Annotated in this window: 14 protein-coding genes and 1 pseudogene; 11 read left to right on the top strand and 4 right to left on the bottom strand. The window is 37.6% G+C overall.

The features are described 5' to 3' along the window. The first annotated feature begins 526 nt into the window (after positions 1–526). Positions 527–2,257, top strand: coding sequence for a methyl-accepting chemotaxis protein (locus tag GHT08_RS00730; RefSeq protein WP_163578977.1), 1,731 nt, complete (start codon positions 527–529; stop codon positions 2,255–2,257). A 33-nt stretch (positions 2,258–2,290) separates the two neighbouring features. Here GHT08_RS00730 and GHT08_RS00735 read toward each other — a convergent pair whose 3' ends face one another. Next, entirely contained in the window at positions 2,291–3,331 is a 1,041-nt protein-coding gene (locus GHT08_RS00735) for an FUSC family protein (protein WP_163578978.1), read from the bottom strand. 210 nt (positions 3,332–3,541) lie between these two features. Between GHT08_RS00735 and GHT08_RS00740 the strand changes: the two genes are divergently transcribed. The 5 genes from GHT08_RS00740 to GHT08_RS22075 all read left to right on the top strand — a co-directional run bounded on the left by GHT08_RS00740 (position 3,542) and on the right by GHT08_RS22075 (position 6,904). Continuing rightward, positions 3,542–3,994 (top strand): IDEAL domain-containing protein, encoded by a 453-nt coding sequence (locus GHT08_RS00740; protein WP_238343476.1) that lies wholly within the window; start codon positions 3,542–3,544, stop codon positions 3,992–3,994. Positions 3,995–4,114: 120 nt separating this feature from the next. Then, the gene (locus GHT08_RS00745; RefSeq protein ID WP_163578980.1) at positions 4,115–4,888 is read left to right on the top strand and encodes an SDR family oxidoreductase; all 774 of its coding nucleotides are present in this window, start codon (positions 4,115–4,117) and stop codon (positions 4,886–4,888) included. Between the two features lie 12 nt (positions 4,889–4,900). Beyond that, positions 4,901–5,893 (top strand): Gfo/Idh/MocA family protein, encoded by a 993-nt coding sequence (locus tag GHT08_RS00750; protein WP_163578981.1) that lies wholly within the window; start codon positions 4,901–4,903, stop codon positions 5,891–5,893. Positions 5,894–5,947: 54 nt separating this feature from the next. Beyond that, positions 5,948–6,370: a nuclease-related domain-containing protein gene (locus GHT08_RS22070; protein ID WP_238343477.1), complete on the top strand. Its 423-nt coding sequence runs from the start codon at positions 5,948–5,950 to the stop codon at positions 6,368–6,370. Between the two features lie 177 nt (positions 6,371–6,547). After that, positions 6,548–6,904 (top strand): hypothetical protein, encoded by a 357-nt coding sequence (locus tag GHT08_RS22075; protein ID WP_238343478.1) that lies wholly within the window; start codon positions 6,548–6,550, stop codon positions 6,902–6,904. Positions 6,905–7,027: 123 nt separating this feature from the next. Here the strand turns inward: GHT08_RS22075 and GHT08_RS00760 are convergent, their stop codons facing one another. Beyond that, a complete protein-coding gene (locus tag GHT08_RS00760) occupies positions 7,028–9,049 on the bottom strand; it encodes a penicillin-binding transpeptidase domain-containing protein (protein ID WP_163578982.1) in 2,022 nt (673 codons plus the stop codon). Between the two features lie 55 nt (positions 9,050–9,104). Then, complete coding sequence (locus GHT08_RS00765) at positions 9,105–9,680, bottom strand: class D sortase (protein WP_163578983.1); 576 nt, start codon at positions 9,678–9,680, stop codon at positions 9,105–9,107. A gap of 305 nt (positions 9,681–9,985) precedes the next feature. Between GHT08_RS00765 and GHT08_RS00770 the strand changes: the two genes are divergently transcribed. The 3 genes and pseudogenes from GHT08_RS00770 (at position 9,986) to GHT08_RS00775 (ending at position 11,283) form a co-directional block, all read left to right on the top strand. Next, a complete protein-coding gene (locus GHT08_RS00770; protein ID WP_163578984.1) occupies positions 9,986–10,312 on the top strand; it encodes a helix-turn-helix domain-containing protein in 327 nt (108 codons plus the stop codon). 619 nt (positions 10,313–10,931) lie between these two features. Beyond that, positions 10,932–11,192: pseudogene (locus GHT08_RS22535) on the top strand (VanZ family protein); the annotation flags it as partial. After that, positions 11,137–11,283 (top strand): hypothetical protein, encoded by a 147-nt coding sequence (locus GHT08_RS00775; RefSeq protein ID WP_238343479.1) that lies wholly within the window; start codon positions 11,137–11,139, stop codon positions 11,281–11,283. The pseudogene GHT08_RS22535 and the gene GHT08_RS00775, both read left to right, overlap by 56 nt. A 50-nt stretch (positions 11,284–11,333) precedes the next feature. On the opposite strand, the gene GHT08_RS00780 is transcribed toward GHT08_RS00775, so the two are convergent. Next, positions 11,334–11,975, bottom strand: coding sequence for a YigZ family protein (locus tag GHT08_RS00780; RefSeq protein ID WP_163578986.1), 642 nt, complete (start codon positions 11,973–11,975; stop codon positions 11,334–11,336). 156 nt (positions 11,976–12,131) lie between these two features. Between GHT08_RS00780 and GHT08_RS00785 the strand changes: the two genes are divergently transcribed. Together GHT08_RS00785 and GHT08_RS00790 are read left to right on the top strand one after the other, a co-directional pair. Beyond that, positions 12,132–13,277, top strand: a complete 1,146-nt coding sequence (locus GHT08_RS00785) for a sensor histidine kinase (protein WP_163578987.1) — start codon at positions 12,132–12,134, stop codon at positions 13,275–13,277. A gap of 109 nt (positions 13,278–13,386) precedes the next feature. Then, positions 13,387–14,088 (top strand): response regulator transcription factor, encoded by a 702-nt coding sequence (locus tag GHT08_RS00790; protein WP_018931049.1) that lies wholly within the window; start codon positions 13,387–13,389, stop codon positions 14,086–14,088. Positions 14,089–14,232: the final 144 nt, after the last annotated feature.

Genomic DNA, 14,232 nt, shown 5'->3' on the forward strand with positions numbered 1-14,232 from the left:
GGATTGGTAAGACAATTTAAGATTTAACATAAATGCCTGCAAAAGAAGTATTCAAATACGATAAAAACACGAACATTTTGAAAGTTGATGTTCGTGTTTTTATTTTAATGGTACCATCCTATTTAGAACTATGATAATCGCCACTAGGGTAATAACCCAAGTTGCCTGGTCTGACATATTTCGCCAACTTCCACACCTGTCGGAAGTGCTCGGAAAAAGTTAGTTGAGGGACAATCCCGACGGAAAGGCAAGTGGACAGCAGGAGTGGTTAGCTACTAGAAAAATCATATGGCTTTAGCATTTTGGAATAAGTACTGAGTGTATTTCCCCAGTTTTTCTGCTGAAAGTGCATATCCAAGTGAAATTGTACTTGCCATAATTGGATATTTTTTGAATTAAATGAGGTTCAAAGGACTAGTACGTACGTGTAGTAATGGTTGGTTGTAAATGATACAATAGATTCATACAAGTATAAGTAGGATATTTATACGTACAACATTTGGTTATATCATACGGAGGGAAGAAGATGAAAAATTTTGTAGGAAAATTAAAATGGAGGAATTTACAGCTTAAAAATGTAAAGATCGGTAACAAGTATGGATTAATAGTAAGTATTGTCTTAGCATTATTTGTCGTTTCTACTGTTATTGTTAGTATTTTTATGCAAAATGCCAAGGATCAAATCGAAGTCATGGAACGAAGAGGCGAACGTGCAGTGCTTGTAACGGAAATGGGGTCACTTTTGCGTGCGCAAAGTGTTAGGGTGTTTCAATATATGAATGATCCTTCTGAAAACATAGCAGAAGAATTTAATCAGCTCAAGCAAAGTTTTCTTAATTTAGCGCAAGAATTAACAGGAAGAATGAATAATGAAAATGAACAAGAACTGCTAGATACTATTATTCTTGAGGTTTTAGACTTTAATACTTCCTTCGATGAAATCGTTATCAATCATGAGGAGGGGAATCTTGATTCTGTTGAACACCATGCAAATAGGGCCCAACGAATTCAGTCAGAGACTGTAAACGCTTTAGATGAATTAAAAGAACTAATGAATGAACAGCGGATAACAGCAGCTGATGAAGCAAAACGTGGCCAAACAATAGCACTATTTGCCCTTATCATTGCTATTATCGTTTCACTTATTATGAGTATTTTCTTAATTATCCTAGTAAATCGCATCATTTCTAAAAACCTTTCGAAGGTAGTTGATGTAAGTAATAAAATAGCTGACGGCAATTTACAAGTAGAGGTAATAGATTATGATGGTAAAGATGAGATCGGCCAGCTAGCTCATTCTGTTAATACAATGAGTACCAACTTAAAAGAAATTATTCAACAAGTTTCAACAGTTTCCAAAACTGTTAGTGCCCAAAGTGAAGAATTGAATCAATCGGCAAATGAAGTAAAATCAGGAACCGAGCAAATTGCATCCACCATGCAGGAATTATCTTCAGGGGCAGAAACACAAGCTAACCATGCTAGTGATGTATCCACAATGATAGGGGATTTCTCGAAAAAGGTAAAAGAGGCAAATGAAAACGGGATAAACGTAGCAAATGCATCTACAAATGTGTTGGAGATGACAGGTGGTGGCCGTGAAATGATGGAATCGTCTGTCGCTCAAATGGGACGGATACATACGATCGTACGAGAGGCTGTAGAAAAAGTACGTGGTTTAGATGGACAAACAAAAGAAATTACAAAACTAGTAGCAGTTATTAAAGATATTGCGGAACAAACGAATCTTTTAGCACTAAATGCGGCAATAGAATCAGCACGTGCAGGTGAACACGGTAAAGGATTTGCTGTTGTAGCAGATGAAGTTCGGAAACTAGCAGAACAGGTTGGTGAATCAGTTTCAGATATTACAGGAATTGTAGTAAATATCCAAAACGAATCTTCGAATGTCTCAAAGTCACTTGAGGAAGGGTACGGAGAAGTTGAAGAAGGTTCATCACAAATTGAAAAGACGGGAGAAACGTTTGGTCGAATTAATGATGCGGTTAACGATATGGTATCAAGCATTAAAACTGTAACATCTAATTTATCAGAAATGGCATCAAGCAGCGATGAAATTAATAGCTCTGTCGAAGAAATTGCTTCGATTTCGGAAGAATCAGCTGCCGGTGTCGAGCAAACATCAGCATCCGCCCAACAAGCAAGCAGTTCGATGGAAGAAGTATCCTCCAATTCGGAAGATCTGGCAAAACTGGCAGAAGAATTAAATGGCTTAGTAAGGCAATTTAAAATTTAAAAAACAAAACTCCCAAGTTGCTTGGGAGTTTTGTTATTTCTTCAGTTCGATCTCACTAATTAATATCTTTTCTACGATATTATAAATAGACAATAATTCATATAAAATAATCACTTCTGGTGTGAAAAGGGTAGTATTTTGATCATCACTTGGTTTTTTACTTTCCCAGAATTGATTCATTAATTTTTTTACCTGTTGTCGGTAGGCACTTGCTTTATAATGATCAGGATATTTCATGAAATCAACTAGTGTTTCGACCATTTCCATAATGTCTTCACACTCTTGCTTCGACCAACAGATGTTTTGGATTGGTGTATTAATTAAATTACCGATATGATAATGAATCAATCGCAACCTCTTCAGGTTTTTTCTTTCGTAATCAAATACATGCTTCGTATGCTCGTCTAGGCGATGATATTTCGATTCTGCTGCTTGAAAGTTCAACAATTTATCCGTCTGATCCAATGTCGTCTTTAATGTTAGAAAACGACTGTCTATCTCTGTTTTTTGCTTGGAGAGTCGGTCTTTTCCAACTAATTGCTTCAATATAATATCTAATTCTTCTCCTGTCTGTTTTAATAGATCATGGATATTAGTCATTATTTTTTTGGTGTAATTAGGCGGTAAAATAAACATATTGACTAATGTTGATACTAATAGTCCGACTGTTGTGGTGCCAAGTCGAATAATAAAAGAGACAAATAAATTAGTATGGATTACTTCGATCATGGCAACTGATGTTAAGGTTGCTACTAGCAGACCAGCATGTAAACCTAATCGATAACACGTGATAATCGTAAACAATGCGGACAGTGTATAAGTAATGGGTGAGTTCCCAAACAAGTAGATAAATAAAACGGCATAGGCTGAACCTATTGCCGAAGCAGGAAAACGGACAACCCCTTTTTTGATCGAATCAGCAACAGTTGGTTCGACCGTGACAATCGCAGTGATGACAGCAAATACTGGCGGCCAGCCGATCCATTCACATAACATGGATGTTAAAAAGACAGCTAATGCTGTTTTAATTATTCGCCTACCAAAAAAACGGTAGCGTAATTTTGACCATTTCATTAGAAAAATTCTCCTTCGAACATTGTATTGCTTAGTATACCGCAGAAATCGTTAGCTTACCATGGTGAATCTGCTTAAATGGAAAGATAACGATTACTAGCCAAAAATTTCTTTTTGGTAATTAGTTGTAAACGCTTTCTTATTTCTTGCATATGATGTAAAATAAGAGTATATCTCAAGCAGATTAGTGCGTTATGAATTTTTGAGGAGGTGTTGAATTTGCTTTCCGTAAAAATGTTAAAACCGTATTATGTGAAAGAAGAAGGCAAACACATTCGGGTGGTACTCGCTTATCAATATTTTTCTTTATTAATGGATGATGAAGTATATCATTTTGTTCCACTCGAAGCTCGAGAAATTCGAATTAATCGTGATACACAACAAATTCAAAATAAAAATGATGTTTTCGTTTTTCAAAAAGGTAAAAAATATAACCGGATAACATTATCAGATCTGATGAAAGTAAAAGATTTTCAGGAGCATCTATCCACTATTTTAAGTCCATATATGATCGTGTCACAAACTGATGAGAAGACGGATAATATTGACCATGTGATTATGGAATTAGAGAAAAGCAATTTATTAAGACTTATTGATCGAGCTTTAGATGAAAAAAATCCTGACAATTTCCATTTGTATACAACCAAGTTAAATGAAATGTAGCAGTTGCTTAGAGCAGCTGTTTTTTCTTGGTAAAGAAATCTAACTCTATTGCTTAAGACCCTTGTTGCTTGCTATTGTAATCGCATTCCTTATAAAATAATGTTAGGAGGTGTGTGTGTCATGGATTTAGGAGTGAAGGATAAGAAGGTTCTTGTCACAGCAGCAAGCAAAGGTTTAGGTAAGGCATGTGCCACAGCATATGCTGAAGAGGGTGCACATGTTGTTATCGCAAGTAGAAGTAAAGCACAACTAGAACAAGCAGTAGCTGAGATTATTGAAAAAACAGGGAATGCTAATGTAGAAGCAATCGTCTGTGACCTTACCAAAAGTCAGGACATTGAAAATCTAATGCAGACAATTGGTCGTGTTGATATTTTAATCAATAATGCTGGAGGTCCACCCGCAGGTAAATTTAATGACTTTGATGATAAGGATTGGCAGCATGCTTTTGAATTGTTGCTCATGAATATTATTCGTACTGTAAGAGCCGTAACACCTGGAATGAAAGAGCAGCAATTCGGACGCATTGTTAATATTACATCAAGTTCGATGAAACAAGCACTAGACGGACTATTATTATCGAATACATTCCGCCCTGCTATTGTTGGCTTATCCAAGAGCTTATCTCAGGAATTAGCAACTGATCAAATTTTGATTAATTCAGTTGGTCCTGGCACAATGGAAACAGACCGGATTCGAGACATATACAAACAACAACCTTCAGATGAATCGGTTGAAGAACGTATTCAACAAGCAGGCGCAAATATTCCGATTGGTCGCATTGGACAACCAGAAGAATTCGCAAAAGCAATCCTTTTTCTAGGATCAGCTGCTAATACATATATTACGGGCCAAACCTTAATTGTAGATGGCGGGGCAATCAAGACATTATAAAGGAGAGGTAACATGACAACATTAAAATGGGGAGTTCTCAGTACAGCAAAAATCGGTAGAACACAAGTGATACCAGCGATTCAGAGATCCAATAATGGGGAAGTAGTTGCGATCGCAAGTAGAAATCAACAAACTGCAAAAGAAGCAGCGGAAGAGCTCGATATTCCATGTACGTTTGACAGCTATGAGGCTTTATTAGACGATCCAGATATCGATGCAGTCTATATCCCACTGCCAAACGCTTTACATAAAGAATGGGTGATCAAAGCAGCAGAAAAGAACAAACATGTACTTTGTGAGAAACCTGTTGCAGTCACTAACGAAGAATTAGAAGAAATGATTACTGCGTGTGAAAGAAATAATGTGGTATTTATGGAAGCATTTATGTATCAATTTCATCCCCAGCATCAAAAAGTCAAGCAATTGATTCAAGACGGTGTGATTGGCGATGTAGCATTTATGCGCGCAAGCTTCTCTTTTTATCTGGAAGACCGTTCCAACATTCGCTTGAATAATGAGCTTGGTGGTGGATCGATGTTTGATGTCGGATGTTACACCTTACATGCGATTCGTAATATCCTAGAACAAGAACCTGTATCCGTTCACGCAAGTGCATACTATCATCCAGAATTAAAAGTAGATACAACGATGGCGGGTACGATGACCTTTGGAAATGGCATAGTTACATCTTTTGATTCCAGTTTTGATTGCAAATCGCGTGAGTCATACGAAGTGGTCGGTTCAAAGGGAAGCATTACCGTAACATCAGCATTCCGCCCAGACACGAATGAAGGAATGACAGGTGAAATTCATGTGAAAACAGATGAAGGTACAGAGGTATTGCAAGAACCAGGTGACCAGTACACATTAATGGCAGAACACTTTGCTCATGCAGTATTAAACAATCAACCATTATTCTATGACATTACCAAAATACGTAATCAAATGAAAGTACTTGATGCCGTTTATGAGAGTAGTAAAACAGGACAAGTAATCGCATTATAAAAGAGGGGCACAGTAGATTTCTGCTGTGCCTATATATTGGAAAGGGGAGGAGAAATGATACCCAAAACCTCATTAAAATTATTGAAGCACAAAGCACTACTTGATCGACTTCCGGAAGATCATCCACAATATCGCTACATCTATGATAAGTGGCGGCAATTTGAGTCAGGACAAGCAGGAGAAGCAAACCTTGAATATTACCTGAAGCAAGCCTACCTTGATTCACCACAATTTCTTAACGGCCTCCGCATTGAGCACCAATCAGCATTCCAGATCGACTGGCTCCTTTTTGATCTAGGTTATCGTGTCATACTAGAAATCAAGAATTACACCGCACCCATCTACTTTGATCCACATTCCCGGCAGTTAATACGAACGAAAGCAGGAGAAAAAGAAGTATTTCCAGATCCATTATTACAAGTAGATCTTCAACATGCACAATTACGCCGGTTTCTGGATGAGCATAACTTCGAGTAGCTTCCCACCTTTACCGCAGCGGTATTCGTCAATCGTAATGCCATTCTAGAACTTCAGGATTACCCAGATAGGCACCGGATCCTCACAGCGCAAGCACTTCCATCTTTTTTAGAAAAAATAGCACGAAAACACCCGGCGAAAATATCACCTTCTAGAAATCAGGAGATTGTATCCTTTTTGCGTGATCATCACCAAGAAGCACATTTTCCTATACTGGACCGATATGGTATCAAGTGGAGTGATCTTATTAAAGGTGTACCATGTCCGGCATGTACAAGATTTGCGATGAACAGAATACACATGCGTTGGCAATGTCCTTTTTGTAATGAACGCAGCTCTGATGCTCATTTGCCAGTATTGTTTGATTTAGCATTATTGTCGGAGAATAGGATAACGAAAAGACTAGCTTATAATTTTTTAGGAGGACAAACTCCAGATGCAGCAAGGAAAATGATGAATCGAGCAGGATTTATTAAAGTTGGAACGAGTAAAGGTGCATACTATAGACATCATGATTTAGGACCAATTATGTAGAATGTCCAGAAAAAGAGAATTAGTGTCCAGATTATCACAAAAAGTGTCCAGAAAGTTTAAAAAAGTGTCCAGATAACCTTATACAAAAGAGCTAGCCCGATCCCTGGGGCTAGCTCTCCATTCTTATTTAATCTCAGAAAATACGTTTCCAACTTTTTCGGCGACATATCCACTGCCATTCGATTTGTCTTCGATATTTTCAACCATCATAGCGATGATTACACTGCCATCTTCCGGATAACCGACGAACCAACCATTCTCAGCAGCATCTTCTTCATCAAGTGATTGCTTCAGTTCAGCAGTTCCAGTTTTTCCAGCTATCCCTAATCCACTAACATTTGCGCCACTTCCGGTACCATCTGTTACGACGCCACGTAATGCATCACGAATGATGTCGGCATTTTCACTGGAAAGCAATCCTTCTTTCCATGTATGTCCGTCTTCTTCGTCCATCAATAAGGTTGGTTGGACAATGTTGCCGTCATTTTGGAAAATAGAATAGCTCGTTGCTAGTTGTAGTGCGCTCATTTCAAGTTGCCCTTGACCATAGCTCGTATCTGCCAAAAGTACTTCTTCACTTAATGTACCGTCAGAAGAAATCGAGCTCGATTCGATTGGATAAGTGAAAGGGAACTCTTCCTCACCAATACCGAATGCTTCTAAGCCAGATACAAATGTATCTTCACCCATTTCTAATGCTTGCATGGCAAAATAGATATTGTCGGAGCGGACGAGTGCATCTCTTAAGTCAACCGGACCGTTTGATTCAGAAACACGTCGAACGGAGTAATTTCCCCATCCGTCTTTTTGCCAGGTCAATCCTTCGATGGTGTAGCCTTCATTTGGATCAATCGAGCCATTTTCCAAGCCAATAGCACTTGTAATTGGTTTGAATGATGATCCAGGTGCAAAGGTTGAGCTAAATCGATTTAATAATGGATTCTTCGGATCCTCTTGCCACTCATTCCATTGGTCGCCACTAAGTCCATATAGAAAAGCGTGCGGGTCGAAAGCTGGACTGCTTACTAATGCTAATGTTTCACCAGTTGAAGGATCTATTGCAGCAGCAGTTCCGGCGTCCCCATCTAATGAATCAAAGGTGCTTTGTTGTACTTTTGCATCAATAGTGAGGGTGATGGTCTCCCCATCTTTTACCTCTGTTTCAGCGATGACAACAGGATCCTGATCTTCTTTATCGACATAAATCTGGGCACCTTCTTCACCGCGGAGTTCTTCTTCAAATAACTCTTCTAATCCTCGATAACCAATTAAATCACTTTCCGAATAAATGTCAGAGTCGACTTCTTCTAATTTTTCAGCTGTAATTGGTGCGATGTATCCTACTAAATGAGCAGCAGCTTCACCTAAAGGATAGATACGTCCTGTCGTCGTTTGTTTTGTAAATGGTTCAATCGATTGTAAGGCTTCTTCTAATCCATCTTCACTAATGCTAGGAACTACTTTTAATGGAACAAACACATCTGGTGTGACCCAGTCAGCACTTAATGCTTGATCAATATCTTCCACTGTAATATCCAGTATTTCTGCTATTTCTTCTTTTTCTTCCTCTTTATTCTCACTAAACCAATCATCTACGACACCTAATTCATAAATACTTTCATTGACAGCTAGTGCTTCGCGATTTCGGTCATAGATTTCTCCGCGAACTGGCTCTACTCTGTTGATTCCAACTGTCCCGCCATTTTCTAACTCGGGAAAGATGAAGCCAGGGTGCCAATTAACTAGCCAATCGATTTCTTCTTCATCTTCGACCGTCTTAATTGTTTTTACCATTTCGATTTCTGTATCAAAAGAAACCGGCCCCGCCATTGTTTCCATACTTACATTGAGCGGGAATGACACCGACTCAACCTCGTCCAAGTCAACCTCTTCCTCTTCTTCTTCTGGTACTTCGTATTCGACAGATAGATCGGATACTTCCAAGTCTCCATATATTTTTGGATAACGATCAAATTCCTCTTTATCTACATCTTCTTCAACCATTTGATACATACTTTCAAAGTCTTCCGCCATCCAATGGTCTACATATTCCTGCAAGCGATCTTCAGGCTTGACTTGTTCGTCATCTTGACAAGCAGCTAAAAACGCTAGCAAACTTATCAATACAATTAATAACCTTTTCATCTAATTTACCCCCTATAAAACAAGTGAAAAAGCGTATTGCTAACAGACAATACGCTTAATAAATTGGTTTTGCATAGATAATATATCTTTCAGGTGCGTTGCCTACATAGGAAAATGGATAGCAAGTCGTGATAACCAATTCTTCGTCAGGCGCTGTTGGTTTAATAATGGTTGTATCGTCTGCATCAACAATCTTGGAATCAACCATTTCATATTCAAATTCTCCATATTCTAATTCTATTATAAAAGTATCTCCGACTTCTACTTCTCCTAATTCTCGAAATACAGTATCACGATGGCCAGACAGCACAATTTGATCGTTTTGTTGTGGATAGGCTGAACCGCGATAATGGCCGACTCCTTTATCTAATTCATCTGGGTCAGTACCTTCGATGATGGGTAATTGAGCATCAAGTGTTGGAATATGCAAATATCCAACCGCTTCTCCCATATCTGGAAAAAAGTCTTCTGGTGTTCGTTTTGATGTCTCTCCTTTAGAAGATTGTTCAAGTAATTCATTTACTTCCGTAACAGCCTGTTTTTCAGCAGCTTGTATTTGAAAGTAACGATAACCGCCAATACTTAGAAGTACGACTCCAGCAAGAATAAAAAGTAGCGCTAACTTCTTCATAGTATTCCACACCTCTTTAGTCTATGTATTATCCATATTATACTAATAATAATGGTAAAATGCACGTGTTTATTAACGGAAAATAGTTGTAAATCTTCGACATTTGAACTAATTTACAATAGGGACAAACTAAAATATTACGTTTTAACGAATAATTCTACAGGACTTTAGTCTTGATTTTCTGCAAAATACGCAAAAATAGTCATAAACCCTTGCAAAATTCGACAAAAAGACGTACCTTTATATAGAACAGAAAAAAACATTTATGTTATAATGATGGTTAGCAGGAAAGTGGGTGAATTGTTGTGATAGGGCAAAAAATTCAAGAATTAAGGAAACAAAAAAGAATGTCATTATCTGAAGTTGCCGAGCAAGCCGGGATTGCCAAGTCCTATTTAAGTTCTATTGAACGTGGAATCCAATCCAATCCATCGATTCAGTTCATGGAGAAGGTAGGTAAGGTCCTTGGTGTAACCGTTAATGAATTATTAATGTCTCAATCAGATGAAGAAATTAAAGAACAATTAGATGAAGAATGGTTAAAGCTTGCAGAAGAGGCAATGCATTCTGGTGTCTCTAAGCAAGAATTCAAAGAATTTTTAGAATTCAACAAATGGAAACAAAGTCATTAACTAAACAGACAAGTCAGCCACTTAGAGGAGTAGCTGACTATTTTTTTATCTGCATAGTGAACAAGAATGTAATCGACAGTCAGAAATAGTGGTATAATTTACAAATTATTGTAGTAGAAAAAAGAGAAGTTTAAGGAAATCATGAAGAAGTTAATATATTCCAATACTGTGGAAGGGAGTCATATATTATGCAACTGACCAACCATACGAGGAACAAGACATCAAGCCATTTCTTTCTCAACATATTGACTTCTCCTTTTTAACATCCATTTCACAGCCGACTTCATTTAGCTATCATCATTCTGTGGTCTGTGTCGAACAATTAGGTGTAGAAGGAGTTGCCGAATTTTTGGGCTAGGTAATTATAATAATTTGACCATGTGTATCGAGGTAGCATGATGAGCCACGTCCAGCTCCAGCACCCAGAGACTAGGCAACTTCACGAATCGCCCTAAGATAAGTCATCATCGGCTCGCTTTTCTCAGTAATTCCTTTATCTCAGTGGATTCTGAAGTCGCTACGTTTCTAATCGGGTGGAGTATTCGTCATGCTATGTGGTCTATTATATCTAGCGATCAGGAAGACATGGTAGTATAAAAAAGCAACTCTAGTATCTTTTTTTGCTTTTTTGACTATTTTAGTGTACGCTATTTTTGATGAAAGGCATCAAGGATTAACACCAAACCGTACACCATACGCAGGTGATGTCGTTCTCGGGAATAGGAGCCTTGATAGCGATTTTTGGTATTTTGATAGTAAACAAGTTACGAAACTAGACGTACAAACATATTGTATAATTAGGATGGTTAAAGGGGTTGAGTCGTTTGACGGAGCAAGAAGTGTATCGGTCTATATTACAAAAAATGCTAGATCAAACTGAACGAGAACAAATCGATAATTCACAAGAATTTATAAAAAAACTGACGAATGAATTAAAGCAGGCTAATCTATTATCATTTCATAAAAAATAAAAAACAGAGTGTGAAGTTGATTCACACTCGAATTATTTCCAGGGAAATAGTCACTCGGTCGAAACGTCTACCTCTATATAAGAATTCTCTCCTTTCTTTAGGTCAACATTTCCACTAGTCAAATCTGTTATCCAGTCTGAGAAACCATCTTCTTCACCAACTAAAGTACGTACGTGAAAGGTTACTTTGTCTAAATATTCCGTTCCTTCTAATAAATAATCAGATTGGCGTAGTTCATTTTCCAATTTACCTAATAAAGTATAGTCAACTGTTACAATAAACTTCTTCATTCGTTTTCGCTCGACAACACCTGTCGTATTGATCGCCAATGAGGTTGTACTGGAATATGCGCGAATCAGACCACCAGCTCCTAACTTAATCCCGCCAAAATATCTGGTAACTACGACTGCCGTGTCTTTTAGTTGTCGTTTCTTTAATACCTCTAATATGGGAACACCGGCAGTGCCACTCGGTTCGCCGTCATCATTTGCTTTTTGAATTTGGTCATGTTCGCCAATCATATAGGCAGAGCAGTTATGGGTAGCATCAGCATGCTTCTTTTTGATAGCTTGAATAAATTGTTGGGCTTCATCTTCACTTGTTACGCGTTTCACATATCCGATAAATCTAGATTTTTGAATGACCTGTTCATCAGATCCTTCTAGTTTTACAGTAAAATAGTGGTTAAGCATATATAAATCCTCCTAAATATGAATAAATTTGTGTTCATGAAATAAATACGTGTAAAATAATTGTAATAGGGAATAAAGAATATTATGATAACCCCCTAAAAAAGAACTATATATTTCGTATGGTATAAAATGAAACTAGGTGGTGAGGTTTAGTATATGAAACATACAGATCGTACATTAGATTATATAATAGACGAGATGATAGATACAGTAAAAAACAGCAAGGATGAAATCTTTGAAATCGCCGAAGATTCTCGTAAGGAATATCAAACACTAGAACAAGAATTAGCTGTGTTAAAAGAAGATGTAGCGTTGGTAATTGATGAAGGGGATGCCCTTGAAAAGAAAGTAAAACTAGCTAGGAAAAAACTAGCGGAAGTAAGTAAAAACTTCAAAAAATATTCAGAAGAAAAAATTAGGGAAGTATACGACCAAGCCCATCAGCTTCAAACAGATTTAGTGGTGACACGTGATAAGGAAAAAATGCTCAGGGATAGACGAGATGAAATTGAATTACGGCTTAAATCGATCGAACAAATGGTCGAACGGGCAGAAGGATTAGTAGGAAAAGTTTCGATTGTCTTAAATTATTTAAATGAGGATTTTCAAGAAGTTTCTGATTTGATTAGTGATGCTTATGAAAAACAAGAATTTGGTTTAAAAATTATTGAAGCACAAGAAGAAGAACGTCGCCGCCTTTCAAGAGAAATGCATGATGGCCCAGCACAGATGCTAGCAAACATTATGCTACGTTCAGAAATAGTCGACCGTACCTTTAAGAAAGGTGATGTCGATGGGGCAGTTCGAGAAATGCGTGATGTTAGAGTAATGATTCGTGATTCTTTGTATGAAGTAAGGCGGATTATCTATGATTTACGCCCAATGGCACTGGATGATTTAGGGTTAATACCAACTATTAAAAAGTACATAAGAACTTTAGAAGATCAACATCCTAACATTCGCTTCCAATATCAGTCGTCTGACGAGCGATTACATAGTCATTACGAAGTTGCTTTATTCCGTTTAATCCAAGAGTCGATTCAAAACGCAATAAAACATGCGGAAGCTAAACTGATTTTGGTGGAGTTAGACATTTCATGTGATAGAGTAGTCGCGACCATAACGGATAATGGCAAGGGTTTCGAACAATCCGAGAAAAAAGATAAATCTTTTGGTATAATAGGCATGCACGAGCGAGTCGATATTCTCGGAGGAGACTTAGACATTACCAGTAAACAAGGGGCTGGCACTAGAGTTAACATCACAATCCCTCTTGAGCACGACAATAATACTGCAAATTAACCTGAATCAGGTATAATGGTAGGGATAGGAGTTAATCGCACTATTACATCGATGATGAGATATCAAAAAATAAATAAAATAGTATATAGGAACTTGAGGAGGAGTAATCATGTCAACTAACATTGTATTAATCGATGATCACAAATTGTTTCGCGAAGGGGTTAAAAGGATATTAGAGTTAGAGGATGGTTTTAATGTTTTAGCAGAAGGTGACGATGGTTCCATGGCTGCAGAGCTTGTGAAAAAGTACAAGCCTGATGTAGTTCTAATGGATATCAACATGCCTGGTGTTAACGGGGTAGAAGCAACTGCTGAGCTATTGGAACGTTACCCTGGCGTAAAAGTCATCATTCTATCGATTCATGATGATGAAAATTATGTTACCCACGCTTTGAAATCAGGTGCACAAGGTTATTTACTAAAAGAAATGGATTCTGATGCACTAATTGATGCCATTTCCGTTGTATCAGAAGGTGGTTCTTATTTACACCCGAAAGTAACCCATAATTTGGTGAAAGAATATCGCAGGTTAGTGACAGAAGAAGATGCATTATATGATTCTGATACTTCCCTTTCAAAATTAAAAGAAGTAGAGCATCGTAAACCACTTCATTTACTAACTCGACGTGAATGCCAAGTGTTGCAATTACTGGCAGAAGGTAAAAGTAACAAAGGGATTTCAGAATCTCTTTATATAAGTGAAAAAACCGTAAAAAATCACGTAAGCAGTATTTTACAAAAAATGAAAGTGAAAGACCGTACGCAAGCTGTAGTTATTGCTATCAAAAAAGGATGGGTAGAAATCTTGTAAGTTTTATCCATGAAGCGGACATTTATTCCTCTATTTTTGTACATAAACGATCATGGTTAGGTTGAACGGACATTTGATCCTCTATTTCACCTGTTTTATGCTTATTAATAAGAAATAGTATGAAATAAGGGAATAGATGCCCGC

It is taken from the genome of Gracilibacillus saliphilus (genome assembly GCF_010994085.1).
Taxonomy (GTDB): domain Bacteria; phylum Bacillota; class Bacilli; order Bacillales; family Amphibacillaceae; genus Gracilibacillus; species Gracilibacillus lacisalsi.